The sequence below is a fragment of the Halomonas sp. BC1 genome (assembly GCF_002078135.1).
Taxonomy (GTDB): domain Bacteria; phylum Pseudomonadota; class Gammaproteobacteria; order Pseudomonadales; family Halomonadaceae; genus Vreelandella; species Vreelandella stevensii.
The window spans coordinates 12,560-38,846 of sequence record NZ_LFGS01000005.1 but is presented as its reverse complement, the minus strand read 5'-3'; the positions used below and the strand labels follow the sequence as shown (position 1 = coordinate 38,846).

Here is a 26,287-nt window from a genome sequence, read left to right as displayed (position 1 = left end):
ACCATGGCACTTCTTGAAGTCTCACAACTGGATGTTCGCTTTGCCCTGCGTCAGGGTGAAGTCCGCGCCTTACGGGATGTCAACTTCACCCTGGAGCGGGGCGAACGGCTAGGCATCGTCGGTGAATCCGGCGCGGGCAAGTCGGTGGCGGCCTTTTCACTGCTCAACCTGATCGCACGGCCCGGATTCATTGCCGGTGGCAGCATCACCTTCGAGGGTAAAACCCTCAACACCATGTCCGAGCGGGGCCTGCGCAAGGTGCGCGGCAATCGTATCTCGATGATCTTCCAGGACCCGATGATGACCCTCAACCCGGTGCTCTCGATCGGTGAGCAGATGGTCGAGTGTCTGAAAGCGCACCGCCGCATCTCCACCCGCGAGGCCCGGGCCATTGCTCTGGACAAGCTCAAGCAGGTGCAGATCCCGTCGCCGGAAAAGCGCCTGGACCAATACCCCCACGAGCTTTCCGGCGGCATGCGCCAGCGTATCATCATCGCCATTGCGCTCCTGCTGGACCCCGACATCATCATTGCCGATGAGCCAACCACGGCGCTGGACGTCACCATCCAGGCGGAAATCATGGCGCTGCTGCTGGAGCTTTGCGAGCAGCACAACGTGGGCCTGATCCTGATCACCCACGACCTGGGCGTCGTCAGCCAGGTCACCCAGCGCATGCTGGTCATGTACGCAGGCCGTGTGATCGAGCAGGGGCCGACCCGTGAAATCATCAATGACCCCCAGCACCCCTACACCCAGGGGCTGATCAACGCCCTGCCCCAGATGGCCACCCCCGGCGAAAAACTGAATCAGATTCGGGGCAGCATGCCGTCGCTTTCCAACTTGCCCACCGGCTGCGCGTTTCATCCCCGCTGCGACTTTATCCTGCGCAGCGACGGTCAGCCGCGCCCGGCGTGTACTCAGCAGGTGCCCACGTTCGTGGAGTCAGGCAACTGCCGCGTTGCCTGCCATATGGTGGCTGAAATGCTCGAAGATCGCCGCCTGAAGGAGGAGAGCCTATGAATGCCCAGGCCGACACACGCCCAACGACCGCTCCCGCTACGGCCAGCGATACGCTGCTGGAAATACGCGATCTGAAAAAGCGCTTTTCGCTATCGGGCGACTTTCTCGAGCAGCTGCGCTTCAAGGGCGGCAAGCTGGTTCGTCATCAGGAGTACGTGCACGCCATCAACGGGGTCAACCTGGAGATCAAGCGTGGCGAAGCGCTCTGCGTAGTCGGCGAATCCGGCTGCGGTAAATCCACCGTAGCACGCACGGTGATGGGGCTGATTACCCCCTCCGAAGGCGAAATTCGTTACGGCGGCGAGCGCATCGACCATCTCTCCACCCGTCAACTGCTGCCTTATCGCAAGCGCATGCAGATGATTTTCCAGAACCCCTACGCGTCGCTGAACCCGCGCATGACGATCCAGCAGACGCTGGAAGAGCCGCTGCGCCTGCACCACCCAGACTGGAACCGTCAGCAGATTCTCGACAAGGTGGAAGAAGTGATGCGCTCGGTGGGCATCGACCCGGACTGGGGCAAGCGCTTTGGCCATGAGTTTTCCGGTGGGCAGCGCCAACGCATCGCCATCGCCAGGGCGCTGGCCGTGGACCCGGAATTCATCGTGGCCGATGAGCCCATCTCGGCTCTGGACGTATCGATCCAGGCCCAGGTGCTGAACCTACTGATGGACGCCCAGCGTGACCGCCACCTCACCTACCTGTTCATCACCCACGACTTGGCGGTGGTCGAGCACTTCGGCACCCGCGTGGCGGTGATGTACCTGGGCACGGTGTGTGAAGTCGCCACCACGGCCACGCTGTTTGCCAAGCCGCGCCATCCCTATACGCAGGCGCTGCTGTCGGCCATTCCTCGGCTGGAAGATGACCGCCCCCAACACATTCGCCTCTCCGGTGAAGTGCCGACGCCGGTCAATCTGCCTAGCGGCTGTGTCTTTCATGGCCGCTGCCCCCATGCCAACGCCCGCTGCAAGCAGGAGATTCCGGCATTGCAAACACAGGATGACGGCACTCGCGTGGCGTGCCACGCTGTCGAGGAGGGGCGCTTGTAATGGCCCGCTTCATTCAGGCCTCACGCGAGGCCGTCTTGCGAGGTAAGGCATGGAAATTCGCTGGCTAGAAGACTTCATTGCCTTGGCCAGAACGCGACACTTCTCCCGCGCTGCCGACGAGCAGCACGTGACACAGCCTACTTTTTCACGGCGCATCAAGCTGCTGGAAGAGGAAATGGGCGTGACGTTGATCAACCGACAGACCCTGCCACTGTCGTTGACCCCAGCGGGAGAAGAGTTCCTGACGCTCTGCGAACAGGTCACCGAGCGCGTGCGCCTCACCAGAGAGCGCGTTCGGGCGATCAGCGCTGGCCAACAGCGCCGCATCATGGTGGCTGCCCCACAAAGTCTGCTGGCCCACTTTTTGCCCGAATGGCTGGCCCAACAGGGTTGGCAAGAGCGTGTGCAGCCCTACTTGCGCGCCACGGGCTGGGTGGCCAGCGACTATTTTCAGGCACTGGCCAGGGCCGAATGTGATCTGGCCATCTGCTACTGGCCCGTGGGCCGCTGCGATCTGGACATCGACACCAGCAGCAGTACCTATCGCGTCATTGGCCAGGAGCGGCTGATACCCGTGACGGGCCTGACCAGCGATGAGTCGCCCTGCACGCAGCTACCTGGCACGCGCCAGCAGCCGGTGCCCTGGCTTGCCTACCCAAACGCGGGCTGTTGGGTTCGGCGGTCAAGGCACACCTTGCCCGCCTTCCCCATACGACCTACCTGACCGCGCAGAGCGAGAACCTCTACGCCGCAGGCATCAAGGAACTGGTACTGTTGGGCTACGGCATGAGCTGGCTACCCGAACGCAACGTGGCCAGCGAACTGGCTAGCGGCCAACTGGTGCGCGCAGGCGACAGCCGCTGGGACGTGCCCATGGAGTTGAGGCTGTACCGTCACCACCAACACCACCACGCAGAGCTGGACAGCTTATGGAGCGAGCTCCCTCCCCTACGACCCTAAAGGAAACCCCATGTCTGCATCACTGAACGCACGACAGCGTGAGCATATCGCGCATCTTCGCCAGGCTTATAGCCAGTTGCTTGAGCACCATCAGCTGGATTGTCTGGCCATTTACAGCGGCCACGCCCGCTACCATTTTGCCGATGATCACACTACCACCTTTCAGGCCTACGGGCATTTCACCCACTGGGTAGGGTTGGCCGATGTTCAGCACAGCTGGATCGTGGTGCAGCCCGGTCAGCGGCCTCAGCTCTATATCTACGCGCCAGCCGATTTCTGGCACTTGCCCACCCAACTGCCGGAAGAGCCGTGGGTAGCCGAATTCGACGTGCATTTGTGCAGCGACAAGATCACCCCGCCGCTAGCGGGCAACGCAGCCGTGATTGGTGATATCGAGACCCTGGAGAGCGTTTCTGTGCTCGCCAACTCCGCACAGCTGCACCCCGCCGCCCTCGTCCGTGCGTTGGATGAGCTGCGCATGTACAAGACCGCCTATGAGATTGCCTGCCTGAGGGAAGCCAATCGTCTGGCCGTTGCCGGGCATCAGGCCGCCAAGGCGGCGTTTGTGGGCGCCGCCAGCGAGCTGGACATTCAGTTGGCCTACCTGCAAGCCAGCCGACAGCTCGAGTCGGACGTGCCCTACCAGAACATCATCGGGCTCAATCAGCACGCTGGCGTACTGCATTATCAGCATTATGACCTGAGCGCCCCCAGCCAGCGCCACAGCTTGTTGGTGGATGCCGGGCGGCGCTTTCGCGGCTACGCGGCGGACATCACCCGCACCCACGCAGGCCCCGATGCCCCGGCCGCCTTTGGCGAGCTGGTCACTGCCCTGCACCACCTGAAAGATCAATTGATTCAGCACGCCGCGCCCGGCGTGGAGTTCGTGTCGCTCCACGAGCAGATGCACCGCTATCTGGCCGAAATTCTGGTGCAGCACGGGCTGTACGAAGGCAGCGCGGAAAGCGCCATCGAGCTGGGCGTGACCCGAGCCTTCTGCCCGCATGGTCTGGGCCACTCGCTGGGCATCCAGGTGCATGACGTGGCGGGGCTGATGCACCCCGATGGCACGCCAGCGCCGCCGCCACCGCAACATCCGGCGCTACGCCTGACGCGCACGCTGCGCCCCGGCATGGTAGTCACCATCGAACCCGGGCTTTACTTCATTCCCATGCTGCTGGCACCGCTGCGCCAGCAGGGAATTGCCGTCAACTGGGCCACGGTGGACGCTTTGGCCGCTTGCGGCGGTATCCGCATCGAAGACAACATCGTGATTACGGAAAGCGGCTGCGATAACCTGACACAAACACATTAGTGCCAGGTAAAAAAACGCCCGGTTCCAATGAAGGAACCGGGCGTACCTTGGCGATTAACCGCCAGACTTGGAAGCGTTAGGCTTAGAAACGGTAGGTGATACCACCGCCGACGGTGACGGGCTCGATATCCACTTCACCGACACGGCCAGCGCCGTCCAGGTTGATGTCGGAATTGACGTCGGCATAGCTGACATAGCCGTTCAGCATGATGTTTTCGGTGACAGCCAGATCAAGACCTGCCTGACCGATGACGCCATAGCTGCTGTCCACGCTCAGGCCTTCCGGCTCACCCGAGAAACGGGTGTAGTTGAGGCCCACGCCCACATAGGGCTGGACGCGAGAATCCAGGCCACCCATCGGGTAGTAATTGACCAACAGATTCACCGGCAGGCGATCAACGCTGCCTACGTCGCCACCCGGGCGCGTATTCAGGTCATGCTCGAATTTCTCGGAGCTGTTCAGCTCCATGCCGATCTTGTCGGTGAACAGGTAACCCGCACCAAAAGTAAAGCCACGGGCGCTTTGCACGTTCAGGTCCGCATCGCCCACGTTGCCGTTACCAGAGCCGGTATCTGTTTGGGCAACACCGCCACGCACGAACACATCACCCGCTTCGTAGGCCATGACGGCTTGACTTGCCATGACAGCGCTGGCAGAAACAACGGCGGCAGTCATCAGTTTTAGCTTGCTCATCAGGGTATCCTCTTGCGTCTTCCTTGGGGGGTAAGTGCCGGAACACACCAGCTATCCTATACAACATATACTATACGAACACTGTTTCCAAATTTCCTGTGAAATTTTATTATAGGTTTTTGGTCTCTGATAGCTTTTTTTAAAGAGGCATACCATTAGGCACGCAGGTGCCCCCACGGTGGGTATCTGGGCAAGTTGCCCCAATACCCACCGTAGCAAAACGACAGGATGACAAACGACAGGCATAAAAAAAGTCCCCCGAAGGGGACCCAGGTGGAGCACGCCAGCTCACTCGTTGTACCGTGCGACAGGTCGCATCGGCATGACAAAGAAGGGAGAGCTTCGATAATCCGCGGGTCAGGCTAACGGTGAAGACTCTATTCATTTGCCGCTTGACTAATATATAGCGAGCAACGTGCCAATATTTTATAAAAACATTAAAAACAACAACTTATAAAAATTTCCACCTGTTTATCGTATGATTCTCTGCGCCAAGAGGTGCGGATCGCACCAATGGTGCGCAGGAACTCAGGTTTATGCTTCATAACGACGCTTGGCCCCAAACGGTATCAGCTGCACACCTGGTTGCGCCCACCGCGTTTGGCGCGATAGAGCGCTTCGTCGGCCAGCACCAGTAACCGCTCCCTGTCACTCTCTGCCACGTCCAGACTGCATACCATGCCCGCCGAAAGCGTACATGCAAACTCCTGCCCGCCTTGGCTGAAACGCAAGCGCGAAAAGTATTCGCGGACATCCTCCAGACGTTTTCGACCATCTTCGGCACTGCAATGGGGCAATACCAGCAGGAACTCCTCCCCCCCGTAGCGGCCAATCATGTCGGTTTGCCGCAGGCGCTGACGCAGCAGGGTGGCTACCGAGGCAATCACCACATCGCCAATGGCATGCCCATGAGTGTCATTGACCGATTTGAAGTGATCGATATCGACCATGGCCACCACCACAGAGTAGGCCTGGCGATAACTTCGCGAGACCTCATTGATTGCGGCACTCTTGATGCTGGCGTGCTTCAGCAGCCCCGTCAGGCTGTCCTTGTTCAGCAAGGCCGACAGCGTACGCGAACGCGCCACGCGCACCCGAATCGAGGCCACCAGCTGCGCGGCCTGGATGGGCTTGGTCAGGAAGTCGTCGGCGCCATGGCTCAGGGCATCCACCTGCTTGCCCAGGTCGGTTTCCGCCGACAGGAAAACGATGGGCAGGCTGCTCCACTCATCGTACTGTCGTACCACCGATGCCAGGTCCGGGCCATCGTAGTCGGGCATGTGCACGTCCATCAGCAGCAGTTCGGGACGGAATGAATGCAGTTGGTCGAGGATATGGCGAGGGTTGTCGAGAATTCGCACCTCCATGCCCGCAGCTTCCAGCACCAGCTGGTAGTACGCCGCCAGCTGCTGGTCATCATCCACCACCAGAATGCGGGCAGGTGGCGCCTGGCGTTCTTGCAGCAGTTGCTCCAGCCGATTCACCAATTGAGGAATGTTGACCGGCTTCAGGAAGTAGCCACGGGCATTGAGCTGGGCAGCGCGCATGCGCGCATCGAAGGTATCACTGTCGCTGATGAACAGAACGGGACATGATAACGCCTGTAATGGTCCCAATTGCCCATCGTTGGTCATGGCATCGGCGATGACCATATCAGGCGTGCCCGTCGCCATTTCTTTATAGGCGTCCATTACTTGCGTAAACAGGCGTACCGAGTAGCTGAAGTTGGTCAACTGCTCCTGAATCCGCCGCCCCAGCTCGCGATCCTCTTCGATCAGCCAGATGGTGGCCGTGGCACTGACTTTTTCAGCGCTGACATCGACCGACATGCCTGGCTGCTTGTTAGGCATCAGCTCCATTTTCATGGCGTGGAGCTGATTATTGACCGCATCGATCAGCGGCAAATCCAGCGGCTGGTCATTCTCTTCCAGCCAGCGTTTGAGGCCGGCTTCCAGGGTGCGCGCCTGCTGGCCGATACCATCAAACCCAAAGGTACCCGCCGAGCCTGCCAGCTTGTGCAAACGGCGATAGACGTTTTCCAGCACCTCTTCGTGCACCGCCCGCAGGTCAGCGTCGTTGGTCACCATGCCAGGGGTGAGCAGCTGCTGACGAACCTCCTGATGCAGCGCGCTCATGGCGTCACACAACGAGGTCAGTTCGTTTTTCAAGCTGTGCTGATAATTTTGCCGTAATAGTGTCAGCTTCTGTTCCAGCGTCTCGGAATCACTTTTCACCACACGCTTGCTCCCAGAGAGAACGCACCTGGGGTGCCAGGGTCATCGGGTCGAAGGGCTTGGCGATCACGCTTTCTGCCCCCAGGGCAATGAGCTGCTCGACTTCATGCGGTTGCACTTTGGCGGTCATGAAAGCGACCGGCACGTTCGCCAACGCCGGACGTTGCCGCAGCGCGGCCAGGGTGGATGGCCCATCCATGCCCGGCATCATCACATCCAGCAGGATCATGTCGGGGGCAAAGGCCTCGGCCTCAGCCAGCGCCTGCTCTCCCGACGAGCACACCTTTACCGTCAGCCCTCCCACGACCTCCAGCGCCAGCTTGGCCACTGTTTGGATATCGGGGTCATCCTCGACATATAAAACCCGTTCTAGAACATTCATTCCTTACCTTCCATCAGAGCCAGCTGCGTACGTTGTTGAACCGCCTCGAGCAATTGCTCAGAGGTGATACGCGATTTTAGAAATACCGCCTCGACCCGGTGTTGATCTGCCTCACTGATCGACTGTCCGGACAAAATGATGATGCTCGCCTCCGGTTGCTGCTGACGGATCTGCTCCAGCAGTTCCCAGCCATCCCCATCGGGCAACCCGATATCCAGAATCACGGCATCATAACGCCGCTGCCCCAGCGCCCGACGGGCCATGGCCACGTTGATCGCGTGCTCGCAATCCGCGTGAGGGCTCAACATCGTATTGATAACCGCATGGAGGTCCGAGTCGTCTTCGATATGCAACAGAGAGAGTCGCGTCGGCTGGGCATGCAGCTTTTCACTCAGCAACGCCAGCAGGTGGTGAACCTGGATAGGCTTGGCCAGCCAGGCAATATCTTCCAGATAGCCCTCCAACGCCACCTGCCCCCGCTCTACCGTGCCGGTCACGACCAATACCGGCGTGTGCTGGGTGGCGTGCTGTTCACGTAGCGCGTGGATGACCTCAAAGCCACTCATGTCAGGCAGCCCTAGATCCACGGTCACCGCACCGTAGCGATGCCGCGCCAATTTCGCCAGCGCAGAAGCGCCATCATAGGCCAGATCGACCCGGTATCCGGCCTCGGTGAGCGTGTCCTTGAGCACCCGAGCCACGGAAGGATCGTCTTCGATCACCAGCAGATTGGCCGTGGTATCGGGCTCACTTTCCCGCCCCACCCCTTCAGAAGGATGCAGCGGCAGAGTGAACCAGAAGCAGCTGCCCTGCCCCTCATGCGACATAAAGCCGATCTCGCCCTCCATATGCTCGACCAGCTCGCGGGTAATAGCGAGCCCAAGGCCCGTTCCCCCTTGGCACGGGAGTCGGAGGCGTCTACCTGGGCAAATTTAGTGAAGATCCTGGACTTGAAATTATCGGGTATCCCTGGCCCCTGGTCGGTCACGCTCACCCGGACCTTGTCCGACTGCTTTTCCACCACGATACGAACTTCTCCGCCCTCGGGGGAAAACTTGACGGCGTTCGACAGCAGGTTGGCCAGCACCTGCTGCAAACGCTGGCCATCCACGCGCACCTGACTGTCAGGGTACGGGTTATCCAGCGTCAGCGAGACATGGCGCTCGTGGCGATAATGACGATTCTCTTCGATGGCGCTTTCCAGCAGCCGGTGCAGCGGCTGCCATTGCATATCGAAGGCCAGCTTGCCTGCGGCAATTTTTTCGATGTCCAGCAGGTCATTGATCAGGTGGGTCAGACGCTGGCTGTTCTTGTGGGCAATGGTGACCATTTTCATGACCGTTTCCGGCACGCTACCCAGAGCCCCGGCCGTCACCATGCCCAAGGCGCCTGAAATCGAGGTCAGCGGTGTACGCAGTTCATGGCTCACCGTGGAGATGAACTCGTTCTTCATCTGTTCGATGCGCTTGGATTCGGAAATGTCTTCGGCAATGCCGAGGAACCCGGTAATACCGCCCTGCTGGTCACGTATGGCGGTCACCACCAGCTTCACCGGCAGGCGGTCTCCCGAGCGGGTGATATATAGCCACTCCTTACCGTCGCGCTTGTCCATGGCAGCGCGGTGCGTAAATACGTCAAAAGGTGCCAGTGAAATACCCAGGCTATGGCTGAGCTCCTGCAAGCGCTGTTCTACCTCGTCGGCGTCATGAAACAGCAGCGGCGTGTTCAGCCCCACTACCTCACTGGCTACGTAGCCCAGCATGTTTTCAGCACCACGGTTGAACAGCGTGATCTTGCCCTGGGGGTCCGTGGCAATGACAGCGAAATCTTCCGCGGCATCCAGCACCGAACTCAGCATGTCGTTGCTGCTCGCCAGCGCCTTCGTTCGCTGCTCTACTTCGGCTTCCAGGTTGCTTTGCGAATCTCGCAACTGCTTGAAGGCACCGCTCAGCTCTTGGCTCATCTCTCCCAGCAGTCTCGAAAGGGTGTGAAACTCATCGATACGACTGCGTGGCAGCGTCGGTACGTTGCCGCTGGCAATAGAGGAACTAAGGGTCTTGCCCGCCTTGGCCAGTTGCAGCAGTGGCTGACTGATCAAACGGCTGAGCAATTCGGCCAACACAACCCCCACGACGATGACCGCTCCCAGCATCATGAACAGCACGATACGGTAGGCCTCCATGACACGTACCGTGGGCAGTGCGGCGGTTTCGAGCACGACGCGATCGGCCTCTGTATCTCCCTGGAGTGGCACGTCCAGCACATAGTGGCCTTGCGAAAACCGCCACGCCGGCGTTTCCAACCGCCCCGGCAACCACATGGAGATACGCTCATTGATCGGCCTTAGCTCATCACCGAGCTGCAGGTCGAGTGACCTCAAGATACCCACTTGGCCAAGCAAACGCCCACTGGCATCCAGCACGCCGATGTCGACACCACTGGAGCCTCGCACCCGATTGAGATGGTAGGCGATGCGTTGCTCGGCCTCAGGCTCTGCCAACCTCTCCTGAAGCTCATTGGCATGGGAAGTCAGCGTCTGCTCGACGAACCCCTCCTGGGCCTGGCGCATCGAGTACCCTTCATACAGCACCAGCGGAATGCCCGTCAACAGGGTGACCGATAGCAGCGCGCAGAACAGCAGATGGCGCAGCGACAGCAGTGGCGCGGCCGTAGGCAGCCAAGGTCGCCGAGACAAGCCACACAGCACCAGAATCACGCTGGCGATGACGGTATTCAGCACGCCATTGATGGCCTGTTTCAAATAGACCAGCTGCGTCAGTTCCTGAGACCAGCCCAACAGGAAGGGGAAAAAGATGAAGTCGATGGGGGCCGCCACCACAGTCCAGAAGATGAGGCTCGCGATGATCAGGTTTTTGACGACGTAACGATAAAGCAGTGACACCACGACGGCTTCGAGAATGAAAATCGCCACGGTGACCGGGTTTTCCCAGAACACATAGGTATAAGCCCCAGCCAGCGTGCCAATCAGAATAGCGGGCCAAGTGCCTAGCCAGGCAATGGCCAGCATCACGGCCACAGAACCGAACACGAAGTAGACGTTGAACAGCACTGATAGCTGAAGCATGTTGCCAATAATGCCAGCCATCAACAGTGCCGCTAACAGCCCCAAACCTGCATTACGAGAAACACCGCTAGACCAGTGTAATTGATTAGTGAAGCGCACGACCCTGCTCCTCTACCCAAGGAAACGAGATGTAAAACGTGCTGCCCTGCCCTTGGTGAGAGGTAAAACCGATGCTACCGCCCATATGCTCGGTGATCGCCTTGCAAATCGAAAGTCCCAAACCCGTACCTCCCTTAACGCGCCGGTCACTGGAATCTGCCTGCGAGAATTTCTGAAAAACCCTCGGCTTGAAATCGTCAGGAATACCGCAACCCGTATCCTGAACGTTGATTCGCACGTTTTTATCATGCTCCTCACAAAATATAGTGACGCGCCCGCCAGATAAAGAAAATTTAGCAGCGTTGGAGAGCAAATGTGTCATGACCTGCTGAAATCGCAGCGTATCCACCTTGATCCAATGCTCCTGCATCAAGGGTTCCACGACCAGCGTCACGTCATACTCCGCCGCGCAGGACCGATTTTCATCAACAGCCGCGTTCAGCAATACGCTCAGGGGTTGCGGCTGACACACAAAATGCAGCTTGCCTGCCAGCAGCTTATCAATATCCAGTAGATCATTGATCAAGCGCGCCAGACGTTCACCGTTTTTCAGTGCCAGCGCCAGCATCTGCTGTGTATGCTGGGGGAGTGCGCCCGTGGCGCCTGCCATGACCAGTTTGATGCTGCCGGTCATGGCCGTCAGCGGCGTGCGCAGCTCATGGCTAACGGTGGAGACGAATTCACTTTTCATGGCCTCGACACGCTGGCGGTCCAGAGTGGCCCCTATCCAGCGGCTGAGCAGTTTCAGGAACAGCTCGTCGGTTTTGGCAAACGCCTGCGCCCGAGGTGCCGCCGATGAAAAGCTGACGGTTCCAAAGACCTGTTCACTCAAGTGAATGGCGCTGCCAATATAAGCCTCAAAACCAAATGCGTTGTAACAGGGGTGGTGTCGGGCGCTACTCTGCCCTGCATGCTCGATGGTCAACACGCCCGGCTGCGCTAACGTCATGTCACAGTACGTGTTGGCCAGCGGCAGGCACTGACCCGAGCTCAGCGGCACGTGCTGAGGAGCCTGCACCGCCACGACCTCGAACACGCCCTGCTCGATACGGCTGACGATACCGATCTGCATCCCCAGATAATCGCACCCCAACGCCAGGCTGGCATTGAGCTGTTCTGAAAGGCTCAGGGCAGACGATGTGCTGATTTCGTTCAAGGCGGTCAGGGCGCTGACCATTCGGCGCTGCTCCTGCTCGGCCTGCTGAAGGCGCTCGCGAGCACGACGGATGGCCGCCAGCTCCTGCTCCATGGCCTTACGGTTGATCTCTTCCTCTACGCATGCCGCCAGGTCGATCAGTGCCTGGCGCTCGACAAGAGACAAGCGGCGGGGCTCGGGATGAATGATGCACAGCGTCCCCACGCGAAATCCGCTGGACGTGGTGAGTGGCACACCGGCATAGAAACGTATTCCGCCGCGTGTGGTCACCAGCACGTTCTGGCGAAAACGTGGATCCAGGCTCGCATCTGCCACTTCAAAAATGCCGTCAGTCTGAATGGCGTGGGCACAAAAGGACTCTTCTCGACAGGTTTGTGTCAGCGCAAGTCCTTGGCGGGACTTGAACCACTGCCGCTCCTCGTCCACCAGTGAGACGAGCGCGATATCGACCCCAAATAACTGAATGGCAAGCCGCGTAAAGCGATCAAAGCGCTCTTCGGGTGGCGTATCCAGCAGTGCCAAACCATGCAGTGCCTGAAGCCGCGCCCGCTCACTCTCCCCCATTTTCCACCCCTCAATTGGCTTGCATGCCACCCTGGCCCGGCGCTTACACTATGCTCGATCCCCATCAATACAATTAACTCTATGCATTAAAGTGAACGCTGTCGTTAGCTGTATAGATATTTTACATTTGACCCCGCTAGCGCACGTTTCCCCTACTCACTTGGCCTTCAAGCGGTAAAATCGTCATGATGCAGCGTAAAACAGTGTATGTGACCGGCGGTGCCCAGGGGATTGGTCTGGGCATTGCGAATGAACTCCTCTCCAACGGCCACCAGGTGGCCATCGTCGATATCGATACAGAAGCGCTGCGCGCTGCGGCGCAGCGGTTGAAACAGTACGACCAGCTACTGGTTCTGGAAGCTGACGTCAGCCAAGAGGAACACATTGCCCGCACGCTCGAACGTACCGTGCAACACTTTGGCAGGCTGGATGGTATCGTCCATAACGCGGGCATCGCCGATCCGTTTCATGGCACGATCGAACAGCTGCCACTGGAAACCTGGCAAGCCTATTTGAATACCAACCTCACCGGCGCGTTCCTGTGCGCCAAGTATGGGGCGGCGCATTTGCGGCCTCATGGAGGCAGTATCGTGCTGATGGCCTCGTCCCGGGCCCTTCAATCCGAACCCGACACCGAAGCTTATGCAGCCAGCAAAGGCGGCATCGTAGCCCTCACCCATGCGCTTGCCGTGAGCCTTGGCCCGGACATTCGCGTCAACGCCATCAGCCCAGGCTGGATCGAAGTGGGCGACTGGCAAAAGCCCAGCCGCCAGCAGCCGGTGGAGCACCGCGCCATCGATCGTGACCAGCACCCGGCTGGGCGCGTGGGCACGCCCCAAGACATCGCTGCCCTGACGCGCTTTCTGCTGTCCGACGAGGCCGGGTTCATCACCGGTCAGAACATCGTGGCCGACGGCGGCATGACCCGCAAAATGATCTACGCCGAGTAGCGACCCGCTCATGCCAAAAAAGGCCATCCGAAGATGGCCTTTGCGGGTGACGAAAGGCGTCCCTAGGGCGTGACGATGATTTTCACCTGCGCCTTGTCGCTCAACAGCGCCTCGAAGCCCTCTTCGACGATGTTGGCCAGAGGAATACGCTGGGCGACCATGTCTTCGGCCCGGAAATAGCCCCGCTGCATCAACGCCATCACCGCCGGATAGACATGCCGATAGGCAATGATGCCTTTCATGGTGCGCTCCTTGATGACCAGGTCATTGGGCTGGAAGCTGGCGTCCCCCTCCCATATGCTCACCACCACCACTTCGCCGCCTTCGTGGGTACTGTGCAGCGCCTGGTTGAGCACGGCGGGAATGCCGGTGACTTCGAACGCCACATCGACCCCACCCTCGCTCAATGCGTGCAGCTTCTCCACGGCGTCTTCTTGCTGTGGGTCGACCACAATGGCTCCCAACGCTTCGGCTTTGGCTTTGCGGGATGGCGCGACTTCTATCGCGTAGATCTGCGCAGCCCCGGCGGCCTTGAGGGCCTCGATGGTCATCAGGCCAATCGGCCCGGCGCCGAACACCGCAGCACTATCTCCAGCTTTCAGGCAGCTCTGGCGCACCGCATGCAGCGCCACGGCGGCGGGCTCTACCAGGGCCCCCTGCTCGAAGCTCAGGTCATCCGGCAGTTTGTGCACCATGTGCTCGCCCATGACGGTGAACTCGGAAAAGCCACCGCCGCCACCGGAAAGGCCGTGGAAGCCGAGCAGCGGCGTCAGGTTGTAGCGCTCCATCTGGTAAGCGCCATCCTTGTTGGGCGAAAGGATCGGCTCGATGGCGACGCGATCCCCCACCTTCACGCGGGTGACTTTTTCACCGACCTCCACCACTTCCCCCGCAAACTCATGGCCCATGATGATGGGCGCCTGTTCGCCGCTGATGGGGTGCGGCTTGCCCACCGGGATAAAAATCGGCCCGGCGGCGTATTCATGCAAATCGCTGCCGCAAATCCCACAGGCGGCTACTTTCACCTTCACCGAGTGAGGATCGTTAATGGTAGGCACAGGCACCTGCTCCACGCGAAGATCCCTGGCTGCATACCACACCGCTGCTTGCATATTGGTTTGACTCATGACTAGTCCTTCCTATCAAGACACATGATGTACCGGCTGAAGCCCGTACACGGGAGTTTCCAGGCCTTCCATACGCGCTTTCAACTGCAGCGCCAGGTAGTGCGAGTAGTGCCGCCCAGCCATTCATCGAGCCATAGCCCGTGGCGTATACGATAAACGCCGCATCACGCTGCTTGATGGCGGCGAAGGCTGGCCGCTGGAAATCGGGCAGCACCTTGTAGGGAATCGACGCAAACAGCAGGTCAGCCTTGTCATGGGTCAGGCCACCCGCCACCGCATTTTCCGAATAGAGCGGCCCCAGCACCTCTTCCATCAACGAGTCCGACTTGACGATATGCGTCGAAGAGCGCTGAAGCATAGTGACATCGGCATCGTGCTCCCAGAGAGCCGCCGCAATGTCGTGGGCCGAGTTGTTCGACCCCACGATCACGCACTTTTTACCGGCGTAGGCGTCTGGCCCCGGATGCTGGCTGGAGTGCTGTTGCTCGCCTTCGAAATACTCCGCGCCCGGAAATTTGGGGATGTTAGGCATGCCCGACATGCCGGTGGCCATCACCAGCTGTTTCGGACGTAGCGTGATCTGCTCACCGTTGCGCTTGACGTTCACCACCCACTCGCCTGCAGCTTCATCGAAGCGTGCATTATCGCAGGTGGTGGAACTCCAATAGTTGAGCTCCATCACTTTTGTGTACATTTCCAGCCAGTCGCCCACTTTGTCTTTCGGGGCAAACACCGGCCAGTTGTCGGGAAACGGAATATAGGGCAGGTGGTCGTACCACACCGGGTCATGCAGGCAGAGGGATTTATAGCGCTTGCGCCAGGAGTCCCCCGCGCGTTCGTTACGCTCGATGATGAGGGTAGGCACGCCCATCTGCTTTAGCCGCGCCCCCAGGCCAATGCCGCCTTGTCCTCCTCCGATGATCACGCAGTAGGGCTGGCGCGTATAGCCCAGCTCAGCCTCTTCACGCTCGCGGGCTTCCAGCCAGGTTTCGCGCTGTTTGTTGGCGCCATGCTCGGCCCCTTTGGGGCGGTGGTGGTTACGCGGTTCGGGAAAATCATCCAGCGCCTGCAGGGTGGTGAGCAGCGTCCAACACTTGCCGTTCTTCAACCGCAGGTAGCCTTTGCCGCTGGCAATGGCCGTTTTAAACGTGAACCACGCCTCCACGGTATCGCCGTTCTCACTGGCGTCGCCGTCTATCTGCCACTGGCCAGGCCGGGTATTCGCCAGGGTGGCCTCCAGCATCGCCTGAATCTCCTGTTTGCCTTCGCAGGTTTTGAGATTCCAGGTAAAGGATAAAAAGTCGCGCCAATAGCACTCGTCGTTGAACAGCGTTAATACGCGCTGAATATCCTGCGCCTGCAGCGCGTCATCCAGGGCCTGCAGCCATGCTTGAACGGAGGTGGTGGCGTTAGAGGGTGTACTTGCCTCGGTGTGAGTCATCGCGGGTACTCCAGGGTCGTTGTTATTGTTGAGCTGTCGATAAGACATACAACCCTAAGCACCCGCCGTGCCAAACGCTCAAAACCGGTAATAAATGACTGAAAAACATAAACAATCAAGCATCTTCGAAGCGCTATCAAACCACGCCAACCGCGTACAGCTGTCACGCCTTGTGTACGCGCCACGTTACAGGTGTAACGCGCGACTAACGGCGTAATACGCCCTCGTTGACACCCACCACAAAGCGCATAGGCTGGAGACACAACAAGAATTTTGTGTGGATACGCCATGCCAACGCCATCACTGCCACCGACCCGCCTGGCCCCGATGCAGCGCCAGCACATCGAACACATCTTTCAGCTCGGCGAAGGGCTGGATGTGCCCCAGCTCCCGGCGCAGGCCACCATCCGCCGCTCCTGGCTGCGCTGCTTGAACGAGTATCGGCTCGACCCCACGCAGCCCCGCCCTGCCCGAGTGGTGCCCCAGCAAACACTGCTCGAGCATCGCGAATCCGTCGATGAACTGCTGCACGTTGCCCGAGCCGGGGTCGACCAGCTCTACGGGCAAATCGCCCAGCTCGGCTACGTGCTGTTGCTCACCGACCACCGGGGTATTACCGTCGAGTTTCGCGGCAACCCCAGCCAGGACCAGCAGCTACGCAAGGCGGGCCTCTATTTGGGGGCCGACTGGGACGAACGCTTTGCAGGCACCTGTGCGGTGGGCACCTGCCTGCACGACCGCCAGGCGATCATTTGCCACCGCCAGGAGCACTTCGACGCCACGCATATTTCACTCACCTGCACCGCTGCCCCCATCGCCGACCCGCAGGGCAACGTCATGGCCGTGCTGGACATTTCAGCGCTCCACTCCCCGGCCCAGCACGAAAGCCAGAACTTCAGCCTCTCGCTGGTCACGCTTTACGCCCGCATGATCGAAGATGCCTACTTCTTGCAACGCTACCGCGACTGCCTGATGGTGCGCCTGGATACCTCGCGAGAGTTCGTGCATGTCAACGGGCGCGGTCTCATCGCCATGGAAGAGAACGGGCAAGTGATTGCCGCCAACGCCGTGGGCCGTGAGCTGATCAGTGCGCACCAGCGCCGCTGGCCGCCCTGGTCAAGCCATCACGCCCCCATGCTGGGTGAGCTGTTCGAGTGCGACATGGCCGACGTACTGAGCATCAATGGCGCCAACGACGACCAACTGCGAGCGTTTCGTGCCCGTGCCAGCAATACCATCTATTTCTTAAGCCTGCTGGAGCCAAAACGGCCCCGCCGAGAGGCAGTAGAGCGTTCCCAGACTCCCTTGGCCGCGCCGTTGGCACGGCTGGGTGGCGACGACCCCGCCATGCGCAAAGTCCAGAAGCTCGCCGATAGGTTGCGCAATGAGGTCAGCGTCAACGTGTTGATCACCGGCGAAACAGGCACCGGCAAGGAAGTCGTGGCGAGAGCCCTGCACGACAGCGGCCACCGGGCCAACGGCCCCTTCGTGGCGGTGAACTGTGCGGCCATTCCCGAAGCCCTGATCGAAAGCGAGCTGTTTGGCTACGAACCCGGCGCCTTTACCGGCGGCCGAGCCAAAGGCATGCGCGGGCTGATCCCCCAGGCCCATGGCGGCACCCTGTTTCTGGATGAGATCGGCGACATGCCGCTGGCGCTGCAAACCCGCCTGCTGCGGGTACTGGCCGAGCGCGAAGTGATGCCGCTGGGGGCGAATAAACCCGAAAAAGTCGATATTCGGGTCATTTCCGCCACCCATCGCCATATCGACGCCATGATTGCTCAGGGTGAGTTCCGCGAAGACCTTTATTACCGCCTGAACGGTGCCCAGCTCAGCCTGCCCGCCCTGCGTGAGCGAGCCGACCGGCTCTTCGTGATTCGTCAGGTGTTCGATGAGGTCGTCAACGAGCGCCAGGGAGCACACACGCCCCGCCTGAGAGCCGATGCCATCAGCGCCCTGCTGGCCTACACCTGGCCTGGTAATATCCGCCAACTAAAAAATGCCCTGGCGTTTGCCTTGGCCACCTCAGAAAGCGAGGAAATCACAGTTTATGATTTACCCGAGCAGTGCCTAAGCCAACGCATCACGCGGCAAGCACCTCCCCTGACGGCAGTCGCTGGTAGCGACAGCGATCACACACTGCTGGAAACACTCAAGGAGCAGCACTGGAACATTAGCGCCGTGGCTCGTCTGCTTGGGGTCTCGAGGCCTACCGTATACCGGAAGATGCAGCAGCAAGGCATAGTGCCGCCGAACTGGCAGGGGTGATATGTTGTTCAGCGACCGACTGAGCCATTTAACCTGGACGAAAGATGTCTAAATCCAACCCATCAATATGTCGGTAATGGCGATCATTGGCGGTTAGCAAGGGAGCCCCCAGTTCCATGGCCGTTGCGGCAATAAGTGCATCTGCCATTTGCATGTTATGGCTGAGTGCGTAGCTTTCGACCAGAAACGTGGCACGCGCCGAGACGCCTTCGTCCAAATGAACTATTTTCGCCTGCCAATAGTGTAGCGCTTGGCGCAGTTGGTTGAGTTCTTGCTTGTTGCGCATGCCCTGAACCAACTCCATATAACTCACAGCGGACAACGAAAAACCAGGCAAGTCATCCAGTCGTTCTGCCGCCGCAATATTACCGCGGAGATTCCAGATCAGTACGTCTGTATCGACGAGCATCACTCACTCATCTCGAAGTTACGTGGAGCGCGCAAGCGACGCACTTGTGACTCGACATCGTTGCCATTCGAGCTACCCTGATCCGCCCATAAACCGAAGGCAGGGTTACGCTCCGGGCGCGTTTTCTGGTCGTTCTCAACGACACCGATTAACCGAGCACAAGGCTTACCACGGTAGGTGATGTCGACGGTTTCCCCGCGCTGCGTCGCCGCCAAGAGCGCCCTGGTTTGTAAACGCAGCTGGTTGACGTTGGCATGCATGACGTTGCCCTCTCGTTCCACGCTATCGTTATCTTCTGTTGTAGCGATTATGACAGCTGCGGAGTGATTAAGTTACGCAGATAAGTGTAACTTTTGAGACACCGGCATACCACCCGTCGTAGCCATCGCGGTGTATCCTCTTGGCCTTGAGCACAACCCTCACGTACACTTGTTTGAATTCGTTTACCCTTTTATAAACCCGCTTTCGACAAGCCGAGGCTCTCCCATGGCGTTTGAATCCACTTCTTCTTACATCGCAACCGACGCGCTTAAGCAGGCGGTGAATGCCGCCGTGGTACTCCAGCGCCCGCTGCTCATCAAGGGCGAGCCGGGCACCGGCAAGACGCTGCTGGCCGAAGAGCTGGCGGCTTCGCTGGGCACTCGGCTGATCACCTGGCATATCAAGTCCAGCACCAAGGCAGCCCAGGGGCTCTACGAATACGATGCGGTGAGCCGCCTGCGCGACTCGCAGCTGGGCGTGGAAGGCGTCGAGAACGTCGGCAACTACATCAAGCCCGGCAAGCTCTGGGAAGCCTTCACCGCTGGCGAGCGTGTCGTGCTGTTGATCGACGAAATCGACAAGGCGGACATCGAATTCCCCAACGACCTGCTCCAGGAGCTGGATCGTATGGAGTTTCACGTTTATGAAACCGGCGAGACCATCCGTGCCGAGCAGCGCCCGATCATCGTCATCACGTCCAACAATGAAAAAGAGCTGCCGGACGCCTTCCTGCGCCGCTGCTTCTTCCACTACATCGAGTTCCCCGACCGCGAGACCATGCAGGCCATCGTCGACGTTCACTTTCCCGACATCGCCCCCAGGCTCGCCAGCGAGGCGCTGGAGGTCTTTTTCGACCTGCGCAGCGCTCCAGGGCTGAAGAAGAAGCCTTCCACTTCCGAGCTGGTCGATTGGCTCAAGCTGCTGATGGCCGACGAGCTGGCCCAGGAAGCGCTGTATCATCGCGACCCCGCCAAGGCGCTACCGCCCATGGCCGGCGCGCTGGTCAAGAACGAGCAGGACACCCACCTGCTGGAACGCCTGGCGTTCATGATGCGCCGCCAGAAGAACAGCGGGCGCTAAGCCATGTTCATCGGCTTGTTCGAGACCCTGAAACGCGCAGGCGTACCCGTTTCACTGCGGGAGCTTTTAGACCTTCACGCGGTGGTGGAGCGTGGCGTGGTGTTTGCCGATATGGAGGCGTTCTATCAGGTCGCGCGCACGGTCATGGTGAAGGATGAGCGCCACTTCGACCGCTTCGATCGCGCTTTTGCCGCCTGGTTCAAGGGCATCGAGGACATGGACGCCGCCATCGAAGCGCTGATTCCCGACGAGTGGCTGCGCCGCGAATTCGAGAAACAGCTCACCGATGAAGAGAAAGCCAGGATCGAGTCGCTGGGCGGGTTGGAAGAGCTTATCGAGACCTTCAAGAAGCGCCTGGAAGAGCAGAAAGAGCGCCACGCGGGGGGCAACAAGTGGATTGGCACCGGCGGCACCAGCCCCTTTGGGGCCTACGGCTACAACCCGGAAGGCATTCGAATTGGGCAAGACGGCTCCCGCCACCGCCGCGCCACCAAAGTGTGGGACGAGCGACGCTTTCGCGATTACGACGACTCTCTGGAGCTGGGCACCCGCAACATCAAAATGGCCCTGCGACGGCTGCGCAAATTCGCCCGCCAGGGCGCCAGGGACGAGTTCGATGTGGACGGCACCATTCGCGAAACCGCCCGCGATGCCGGGCTGCTCAATATCCAGATGCGCCCGGAGCGCCACAATGCGGTCAAGGTGCTGCTGTTTCTGGACGTGGGCGGCTCCATGGACGACCACATCCGGGTATGCGAAGAGCTCTTTTCTGCGGCACGCTCCGAGTTCAAGCACCTGGAGCACTACTACTTCCATAACTGCCTCTACGAAGGCGTCTGGAAAAACAACCTGCGTCGTGGTAACGAGCGTATCCCTACCATGGACGTGCTGCACACCTACGGCGCGGACTACCAGGTGGTCATCGTCGGCGACGCCGCCATGTCGCCTTACGAGGTCACCCACCGTGGCGGTAGCGTGGAGCACTTCAACGACGAAGCGGGCGGAGTGTGGCTCAAACGGCTGGCCGATAAATTCCCCCGGTTGGCGTGGCTGAACCCCATGCCACCCCGCGCCTGGGAGTACACCTACTCGACCACCCTGATCCGCGAGCTGATCGACGACCGCATGTACCCCATGACCCTGGAGGGGCTGGAAAACGCCATGCGTGACCTGGCCAAGTAGCGGGCGTCTCTTCGCCACGACTGTTCACCAAAACTCTCCGTCACAACCATTCACCACAACTATTCACCACAACTGCAGCGCACAAAAAACGGCGTGCCCAGGAGGCACGCCGTTTTTATGGACGCTATGCTGAACGGGCGCGCAGGCTATGCCATGCGGGTCATCAGGCTGTGGCCCGTCAAGCGACGGTGCAGCACCGCCATGCCGATATGGCCCAGCACCAGTACCAGCAGCGCCCAGCCAAGCTCACCGTGCAGCAAGCCGCCCAGGTTGATCATCCACTCCACGCGCTCACCGCCTCCCGACATCAGCGGCACGCCGAATACCTCCAGCGGCCGCCCCGAGCCGTACTGACGAATCAGCGCAATGGTGGGTACCGCGATCATCAGGCCATAGAGTGCCAGATGGCCCAGCTTGGCCATGACGCTCACGGCAGGCGGGCGGCGCGAGGCATTGGCCAACGCCCAGAGCGCCCGCAGCACCACCAGCGTCATCAGCAGCACGCCAACGTTTCGATGAGTGCCCCACAAGAAGCTTTCAATGGCCGTATCTTCCAGCAGCACCCGTGCCCCAGCGCCACTGAATTGCCAAACGAACAGCAGGGCCATGCCCCAGTGCAACGCACGACTCACCAGGCCGTAACGAGACGTCGAATCCATGATCGCAAGCGCCATGATGCAAATTCCTCATAACCATCACTATTGAGGAAGCCATTTTACCCTGAACTTGACGACGCTTCGTGACAACAACGTGCAAACAGGTTCTCAAACATGGAACACGCCGTTCCACCTGAAGGCTACAAAGACGTCGGGAACTGATTCAAGCCCGCCAGGAAGGCTTCCTTGGCCTGGCCGAAAGCGGCCGCGTCGTGCTTGAAACGACGCAGAATCAACGCCTCGTCCAGCTCCAGGGTGGGCGCCAGCTCATCCACATGGCTGGCAGGATGGCGCGCCACGAGCCCAACGCGCTGGCCCTGCGCCGTGGTCCACCAGCGCTTGAACCCGCACTGCTGGTAGAACGCCTCTTCCTGCTCGCTGCTCACCTCGACACGTAGCGGCGCCTTCAGGCTCAGTTCGCTCAGCAGACGGGCCTTGGCCCCTTCCACCAGCTCGCAGGCATGGGTGACGGTCATGCCTTGGCCTTTCTCGTCCAGCACCAGCAGCGCCAAGGCCAGTGGCTTGCCGTTGCCATCCACCCCCGCCAGCAAGCGCGCGCCTTCCTGGGCAAACAGCACGTTCCGGGTTCCGGTGAAGACCACCAGCGGCGTCAACCCTGCCGCCTGGCCATAGACATCGGCACACAATCTGGCCAAACACGCATCCCGCTGGGCACGTTCACTTACATGGACTACCTTCATGACGCCCTCTCGTTGCGTTCATCTACCCCGCCCTTCAATAAGCGCTGAGCGGGCTATAAAAGCCCGCCAGCGTAGAGCAAAGCGCGGGGAGACACCAGCCTGTTTCGATGGAACCCAGTGGTTATGGCACAGTCGCACTATGGGCAAGGCATGTTTGTATTGCCAAGGAGAACACATGACACAGTTCATCAACGATCCTACTCTGCCTAAACCCGACTTTCCGGGCAGCCACATGGTAATCGACGACCACTACGCGTTTATCTCTGGCCTTACCGTGGCCGATCTCTCCAATGGCGACGTAGCCCGTGGTGATGTGAAAGAAGAGACCCGTTTGGTGATGCGTGAGCTGGAACGCATGCTGGTGCAGGAAGGCGGTAGCCTCGCGGATGTCGTGAGGGTAGATGTTCACCTGGCGGATCTGAAACAGATTAGCGCTTTGGACAGCGTCTATGCTGACTTCTTTGAACCAGGACGCTACCCCGCACGAACTTGCACCGAATCCCCGCATATCTGCGGTGGCAGCCAGGTAGAAATTACCCTGATGGCCAAGCGGGCACGCAAAGCAAGCCCAGAAAAGTAAATGTTTGCCTTCACCTCAGCAAGGCCAGTATTGCTTCGATATCCAGGTGCGCCTCCAGCGTATCGGCCAGGCGATCCAGCGCCTGTTCACGGTGGGCGGTGTAATCGATGCGACTGGCGCTGGTCAGCCCCAACCGTTCCAGCAAGGCCTGACAGGCATCGGGGTGGTCGAACAACCCGTGCAGGTAGGTGCCCAACACTTGCCCATCCTCGCTGATGGCCCCATCAAAATGGCCGCCCAGGTCGAAGAGCGGGCGCTCCAGCGCCTTGCCCTCACTCACGCCGTGATGGATTTCGTAGCCGCTCACCGCCACCTGGCTACCGGCCAGCACTCCGTGCACGTTGCGCAGTTGCTTGGCCGGGGCCATGCGCGTCGAAAGCGCCAGCCAGCCCAGGCCCGCCACCCGTCCGGCGGCTCCCTCCAGCCCTTCGGGGTCGTCCACCCACTCCCCCAGCATCTGAAAACCGCCGCAAATGCCCAGCACCTTGCCCCCGTAACGCAAGTGCCTGGCAATGGCAGCCTCCCACCTTTGGCGCTTCAGCCAGGCCAGGTCGCTGGCGGTGCTTTTACTGCCCGGCAGGATGATCACGTCGGCCGCCGGTATCGGCTGGTCCGGCCCGATAAAGCTCAACGATACCTGCGGGTGCAGGCGCAAGGCATCGAAGTCGGTGTGGTTACTGATGCGTGGCAAGGCAGGCACGATGACGTTCAGGGTGTCGCGCTGTTTTTCTGCCTGCACCGTGCCAATGCTGTCTTCGGCATCCAACAGCAGTCCGGGCAGATAGGGCAACGTACCCAGTACCGGTTTGCGGGTGCGCGCCGTCAGCCACTCGAGCCCCGGCTCCAGTAGCCCGATATCCCCCCGAAAACGGTTGATGATGAACCCCTTGGTCCGCGCCTGCTCGCTGTCGCTCAGCAGCGCCAGGGTACCCACCAGCTGGGCAAACACCCCACCGCGGTCGATATCGCCCACCAGCAGTACCGGGCAATCCACGGCTTCGGCAAAGCCCATGTTGGCGATATCCCCCTTGCGCAGGTTGATCTCTGCCGGGCTTCCCGCCCCTTCGGCAATGATCACCTCATGGCGCTGGGACAACGCCTGCCAGGCGGCCATCACGCTCGCCTGGGCGGTACGCTTGAAGGCGTGATAATCCAGCGCATCCATATGGCCATGTACCTTGCCCCGCAGGATCACCTGGGCACCCCGGTCCGTTTCCGGCTTGAGCAGCACCGGGTTCATGTCGCTGTGCGGCATCACCCCCGCCGCCTGGGCCTGAAGCGCAGTGGAGCGGCCAATCTCTCCGCCATCGATGGTCACGGCGCTGTTGAGCGCCATGTTCTGGGGCTTGAACGGAGCCACCGAGAACCCCCGGCGCTGCAAAACACGGCACAGCCCCGCCACCACGGTACTTTTGCCTGCATCCGAGGTGGTGCCTTGAATCATCAGTGTGGTCATGGCGTCTTCTCGGCCTACGCAGTTGCTGAATATCCGTCCATTAAATCGCGCGTCCTCAGGCTGCACAAGGTGCGGCGTGGAAGGGCCGGATAACGGGCAGACAGACTGCTCGTTATCCGCTAGGGTAGCGGCTCTTGAAGCGAGCGATGACCCCGAGATGCAAACGCTACTGAACGAGATTGCCGACGAGCTATCCCACGCCACCGAGCGCGGCAAGGTGGCCGACTACATTCCCCAACTGGCCCATGTAGACCCCAACCAGTTTGCCATCAGCCTGGCCACCGTCGAGGGCGAGCGCTTCTCGGCGGGCTGCGCCGCCACGCCGTTCTCGATTCAGAGTATTTCCAAGGTCTTCACCCTGACCATTGCCCTAGGCAAGCTCGGCGATGCGCTGTGGTCCAACGTCGGCCGCGAACCCTCCGGCGACCCCTTCAACTCCATCGTGCAGCTGGAACACGAGAGCGGTAAACCGCGCAACCCGTTCATCAATGCCGGGGCCATTGCGGTGGTAGACGCCATTATGATGGGCCACGCCCCCAAGGAAACCCTGGCCGAAATATTGAGCTTCGTGCGCTATATCGCCGACGACAACAGCATCTGCTTCGACCATCAGGTCGCCGCCTCGGAAATGCAGCACAAGGACCGCAACGCCTCGCTGGCGCACTTCATGAAAGCCTTTGGGCGGCTGCGCCACGACGTGGACAAAGTGCTTGGCACCTACTTTCACCAGTGCGCCATCGCCATGAGCTGCGAGCAACTGGCCCACGCCGGGCTGTTTCTGGCTTCCGACGGCGTCAACCGCCCCAGCAACCTCCGGGTGGTGTCGCCCCAGCGGGCACGTCGAATCAACTCGTTGATGATGATGTGTGGCCACTACGATGCCTCGGGGGAATTTGCTTTCCGCGTGGGCTTACCGGGCAAGAGCGGCGTGGGCGGCGGCATTCTGGCCATTGCGCCGGGGCGCGGCTCGCTGGCCGTCTGGTCACCGGGGCTGGATAGCTACGGCAACAGCCTTCTGGGGGTGCGCGCCCTGGAGATGTTCGTGCAGCGCACGGGCTGGTCCATATTTGGACATTAGATGGGCCCTAGCCGGTCACTCGCTTCAAGCGCTGTCCGAGGATTCCAGATGCTGGGCCGCTTCCCAGGCCTGGACCTGGCGTTTCACCTCCAGCCCCCAGCGGTAGCCACCCAGGGCGCCGCTTTGCTGAATCACCCGGTGGCAGGGAATCCACAGCGCCACGGGGTTGGCGCCCACCGCGTTACCCACCGCCCGAGACGATTTCGGCGCCCCCAGCCACTGGGCGATGTGGGAGTAGCTGGCAAGCTGCCCACCCGGAATCATCAGCAGTGCCCGCCACACGTTGAGCTGAAAGTTGGTGCCCCGCACATGCAGCGAAAGTGCCCCAGGCGCTGCGCGGCGCGGCGGTTCGAACAGCGCCTCGACGGCGTAACGCGTGGCGTCCGGCTGGTGGCGCAAGGTACAGCGCGGCCACTCGGCGGCCAGCTGCGCCAGAATCTCCGCTTCGGGTGTCGCTGCCAAAAAGCCCATGCGGCAAATGCCTCTCGGGGTGGTGGCGACCAGCACCTGGCCAAACGGCGTGGGGTGAACCCCATA

The 26,287-nt window shown here is 60.2% G+C and carries 21 protein-coding genes and 3 pseudogenes; 10 read left to right on the top strand and 14 right to left on the bottom strand.

Annotated features, from left to right (window positions below; all coding sequences use genetic code 11):
* Positions 1–3 precede the first annotated feature (3 nt).
* The 4 genes and pseudogenes from B7L72_RS04760 (at position 4) to pepQ (ending at position 4,347) form a co-directional block, all read left to right on the top strand.
* A complete protein-coding gene (locus tag B7L72_RS04760; protein ID WP_016914117.1) occupies positions 4–1,020 on the top strand; it encodes an ABC transporter ATP-binding protein in 1,017 nt (338 codons plus the stop codon).
* Positions 1,017–2,072: an ABC transporter ATP-binding protein gene (locus B7L72_RS04755; RefSeq protein ID WP_016914118.1), complete on the top strand. Its 1,056-nt coding sequence runs from the start codon at positions 1,017–1,019 to the stop codon at positions 2,070–2,072. Before B7L72_RS04760 ends, B7L72_RS04755 begins: the two co-directional genes overlap by 4 nt.
* 49 nt (positions 2,073–2,121) lie before the next feature.
* Positions 2,122–3,032, top strand: a pseudogene (locus B7L72_RS04750) (LysR family transcriptional regulator).
* 10 nt (positions 3,033–3,042) lie between these two features.
* Entirely contained in the window at positions 3,043–4,347 is a 1,305-nt protein-coding gene (gene pepQ / locus B7L72_RS04745) for a Xaa-Pro dipeptidase (protein WP_081192881.1), read from the top strand.
* A gap of 82 nt (positions 4,348–4,429) precedes the next feature.
* Here the strand turns inward: pepQ and B7L72_RS04740 are convergent, their stop codons facing one another.
* The 6 genes and pseudogenes from B7L72_RS04740 to B7L72_RS04715 form a co-directional block, all read right to left on the bottom strand.
* Positions 4,430–5,041, bottom strand: a complete 612-nt coding sequence (locus tag B7L72_RS04740) for an OmpW/AlkL family protein (protein WP_081192879.1) — start codon at positions 5,039–5,041, stop codon at positions 4,430–4,432.
* A gap of 569 nt (positions 5,042–5,610) precedes the next feature.
* Positions 5,611–7,275 (bottom strand): diguanylate cyclase, encoded by a 1,665-nt coding sequence (locus B7L72_RS04735; RefSeq protein WP_229800806.1) that lies wholly within the window; start codon positions 7,273–7,275, stop codon positions 5,611–5,613.
* Positions 7,265–7,657: a response regulator gene (locus B7L72_RS04730; RefSeq protein WP_081192875.1), complete on the bottom strand. Its 393-nt coding sequence runs from the start codon at positions 7,655–7,657 to the stop codon at positions 7,265–7,267. Before B7L72_RS04730 ends, B7L72_RS04735 begins: the two co-directional genes overlap by 11 nt.
* A complete protein-coding gene (locus tag B7L72_RS18695; RefSeq protein ID WP_217806046.1) occupies positions 7,654–8,484 on the bottom strand; it encodes a response regulator in 831 nt (276 codons plus the stop codon). Before B7L72_RS18695 ends, B7L72_RS04730 begins: the two co-directional genes overlap by 4 nt.
* 9 nt (positions 8,485–8,493) lie before the next feature.
* Positions 8,494–9,515: pseudogene (locus B7L72_RS19080) on the bottom strand (sensor histidine kinase); the annotation flags it as partial.
* 1,312 nt (positions 9,516–10,827) lie between these two features.
* Positions 10,828–12,561, bottom strand: a complete 1,734-nt coding sequence (locus B7L72_RS04715) for a GAF domain-containing sensor histidine kinase (RefSeq protein ID WP_081192873.1) — start codon at positions 12,559–12,561, stop codon at positions 10,828–10,830.
* Positions 12,562–12,746: 185 nt separating this feature from the next.
* Here B7L72_RS04715 and B7L72_RS04710 point away from each other — a divergent pair, with 185 nt between their 5' ends.
* Positions 12,747–13,511, top strand: coding sequence for an SDR family oxidoreductase (locus B7L72_RS04710; RefSeq protein WP_081192871.1), 765 nt, complete (start codon positions 12,747–12,749; stop codon positions 13,509–13,511).
* A gap of 62 nt (positions 13,512–13,573) precedes the next feature.
* Here the strand turns inward: B7L72_RS04710 and B7L72_RS04705 are convergent, their stop codons facing one another.
* Both B7L72_RS04705 and B7L72_RS04700 read right to left on the bottom strand, forming a co-directional pair.
* Positions 13,574–14,623, bottom strand: a complete 1,050-nt coding sequence (locus tag B7L72_RS04705; RefSeq protein ID WP_081193102.1) for a 2,3-butanediol dehydrogenase — start codon at positions 14,621–14,623, stop codon at positions 13,574–13,576.
* A 30-nt stretch (positions 14,624–14,653) separates the two neighbouring features.
* A pseudogene (locus B7L72_RS04700) lies at positions 14,654–16,079 on the bottom strand (NAD(P)-binding domain-containing protein).
* A gap of 288 nt (positions 16,080–16,367) precedes the next feature.
* Here B7L72_RS04700 and B7L72_RS04695 point away from each other — a divergent pair.
* Positions 16,368–18,347 carry a sigma-54-dependent Fis family transcriptional regulator gene (locus B7L72_RS04695; RefSeq protein WP_081192869.1) on the top strand — a complete coding sequence of 660 codons (1,980 nt, stop codon included), beginning with the start codon at positions 16,368–16,370 and terminating at the stop codon, positions 18,345–18,347.
* A gap of 28 nt (positions 18,348–18,375) precedes the next feature.
* Here the strand turns inward: B7L72_RS04695 and B7L72_RS04690 are convergent, their stop codons facing one another.
* Both B7L72_RS04690 and B7L72_RS04685 read right to left on the bottom strand, forming a co-directional pair.
* Positions 18,376–18,756 carry a type II toxin-antitoxin system VapC family toxin gene (locus B7L72_RS04690; RefSeq protein ID WP_081138899.1) on the bottom strand — a complete coding sequence of 127 codons (381 nt, stop codon included), beginning with the start codon at positions 18,754–18,756 and terminating at the stop codon, positions 18,376–18,378.
* Positions 18,756–19,037, bottom strand: coding sequence for a type II toxin-antitoxin system Phd/YefM family antitoxin (locus tag B7L72_RS04685; RefSeq protein ID WP_217806045.1), 282 nt, complete (start codon positions 19,035–19,037; stop codon positions 18,756–18,758). The genes B7L72_RS04690 and B7L72_RS04685 overlap by 1 nt, the downstream gene beginning before the upstream one ends.
* Positions 19,038–19,242: 205 nt before the next feature.
* On the opposite strand from B7L72_RS04685, the gene B7L72_RS04680 reads away from it, so the two are divergent.
* Together B7L72_RS04680 and B7L72_RS04675 are read left to right on the top strand one after the other, a co-directional pair.
* Positions 19,243–20,097, top strand: coding sequence for an AAA family ATPase (locus tag B7L72_RS04680; RefSeq protein WP_081192867.1), 855 nt, complete (start codon positions 19,243–19,245; stop codon positions 20,095–20,097).
* A gap of 3 nt (positions 20,098–20,100) precedes the next feature.
* Entirely contained in the window at positions 20,101–21,279 is a 1,179-nt protein-coding gene (locus B7L72_RS04675) for a vWA domain-containing protein (RefSeq protein ID WP_081138895.1), read from the top strand.
* Positions 21,280–21,425: 146 nt separating this feature from the next.
* Here B7L72_RS04675 and B7L72_RS04670 read toward each other — a convergent pair whose 3' ends face one another.
* Positions 21,426–21,953 carry a cytochrome b gene (locus B7L72_RS04670; RefSeq protein WP_081138894.1) on the bottom strand — a complete coding sequence of 176 codons (528 nt, stop codon included), beginning with the start codon at positions 21,951–21,953 and terminating at the stop codon, positions 21,426–21,428.
* A 122-nt stretch (positions 21,954–22,075) separates the two neighbouring features.
* Complete coding sequence (locus tag B7L72_RS04665) at positions 22,076–22,636, bottom strand: hypothetical protein (protein WP_081192865.1); 561 nt, start codon at positions 22,634–22,636, stop codon at positions 22,076–22,078.
* 175 nt (positions 22,637–22,811) lie between these two features.
* Here B7L72_RS04665 and B7L72_RS04660 point away from each other — a divergent pair, with 175 nt between their 5' ends.
* A complete protein-coding gene (locus tag B7L72_RS04660) occupies positions 22,812–23,216 on the top strand; it encodes a RidA family protein (protein ID WP_081192863.1) in 405 nt (134 codons plus the stop codon).
* A 10-nt stretch (positions 23,217–23,226) separates the two neighbouring features.
* Here the strand turns inward: B7L72_RS04660 and B7L72_RS04655 are convergent, their stop codons facing one another.
* Positions 23,227–24,672: a cobyric acid synthase gene (locus B7L72_RS04655; protein ID WP_081192861.1), complete on the bottom strand. Its 1,446-nt coding sequence runs from the start codon at positions 24,670–24,672 to the stop codon at positions 23,227–23,229.
* Positions 24,673–24,829: 157 nt separating this feature from the next.
* Here B7L72_RS04655 and B7L72_RS04650 point away from each other — a divergent pair, with 157 nt between their 5' ends.
* Entirely contained in the window at positions 24,830–25,750 is a 921-nt protein-coding gene (locus B7L72_RS04650; protein WP_081192859.1) for a glutaminase, read from the top strand.
* A gap of 24 nt (positions 25,751–25,774) precedes the next feature.
* On the opposite strand, the gene B7L72_RS04645 is transcribed toward B7L72_RS04650, so the two are convergent.
* The coding region (locus B7L72_RS04645; protein ID WP_139788450.1) for a methylated-DNA--[protein]-cysteine S-methyltransferase at positions 25,775–26,287 on the bottom strand (513 nt) is incomplete at its 5' end.

Bases quoted from the DNA above. Each gene is read 5' to 3' on its own strand.
- B7L72_RS04760 (WP_016914117.1), top strand. From the start codon at position 4: ATGGCACTTCTTGAAGTCTCACAACTGGATGTTCGCTTTGCCCTGCGT.
- B7L72_RS04755 (WP_016914118.1), top strand. From the start codon at position 1,017: ATGAATGCCCAGGCCGACACACGCCCAACGACCGCTCCCGCTACGGCC.
- pepQ (WP_081192881.1), top strand. From the start codon at position 3,043: ATGTCTGCATCACTGAACGCACGACAGCGTGAGCATATCGCGCATCTT.
- B7L72_RS04740 (WP_081192879.1), bottom strand. From the start codon at position 5,041: ATGAGCAAGCTAAAACTGATGACTGCCGCCGTTGTTTCTGCCAGCGCT.
- B7L72_RS04730 (WP_081192875.1), bottom strand. From the start codon at position 7,657: ATGAATGTTCTAGAACGGGTTTTATATGTCGAGGATGACCCCGATATC.
- B7L72_RS18695 (WP_217806046.1), bottom strand. From the start codon at position 8,484: ATGTCGCATGAGGGGCAGGGCAGCTGCTTCTGGTTCACTCTGCCGCTG.
- B7L72_RS04715 (WP_081192873.1), bottom strand. From the start codon at position 12,561: ATGGGGGAGAGTGAGCGGGCGCGGCTTCAGGCACTGCATGGTTTGGCA.
- B7L72_RS04710 (WP_081192871.1), top strand. From the start codon at position 12,747: ATGATGCAGCGTAAAACAGTGTATGTGACCGGCGGTGCCCAGGGGATT.
- B7L72_RS04705 (WP_081193102.1), bottom strand. From the start codon at position 14,623: ATGCAAGCAGCGGTGTGGTATGCAGCCAGGGATCTTCGCGTGGAGCAG.
- B7L72_RS04695 (WP_081192869.1), top strand. From the start codon at position 16,368: ATGCCAACGCCATCACTGCCACCGACCCGCCTGGCCCCGATGCAGCGC.
- B7L72_RS04690 (WP_081138899.1), bottom strand. From the start codon at position 18,756: ATGCTCGTCGATACAGACGTACTGATCTGGAATCTCCGCGGTAATATT.
- B7L72_RS04680 (WP_081192867.1), top strand. From the start codon at position 19,243: ATGGCGTTTGAATCCACTTCTTCTTACATCGCAACCGACGCGCTTAAG.
- B7L72_RS04675 (WP_081138895.1), top strand. From the start codon at position 20,101: ATGTTCATCGGCTTGTTCGAGACCCTGAAACGCGCAGGCGTACCCGTT.
- B7L72_RS04670 (WP_081138894.1), bottom strand. From the start codon at position 21,953: ATGGCGCTTGCGATCATGGATTCGACGTCTCGTTACGGCCTGGTGAGT.
- B7L72_RS04665 (WP_081192865.1), bottom strand. From the start codon at position 22,636: ATGAAGGTAGTCCATGTAAGTGAACGTGCCCAGCGGGATGCGTGTTTG.
- B7L72_RS04660 (WP_081192863.1), top strand. From the start codon at position 22,812: ATGACACAGTTCATCAACGATCCTACTCTGCCTAAACCCGACTTTCCG.
- B7L72_RS04655 (WP_081192861.1), bottom strand. From the start codon at position 24,672: ATGACCACACTGATGATTCAAGGCACCACCTCGGATGCAGGCAAAAGT.
- B7L72_RS04650 (WP_081192859.1), top strand. From the start codon at position 24,830: ATGCAAACGCTACTGAACGAGATTGCCGACGAGCTATCCCACGCCACC.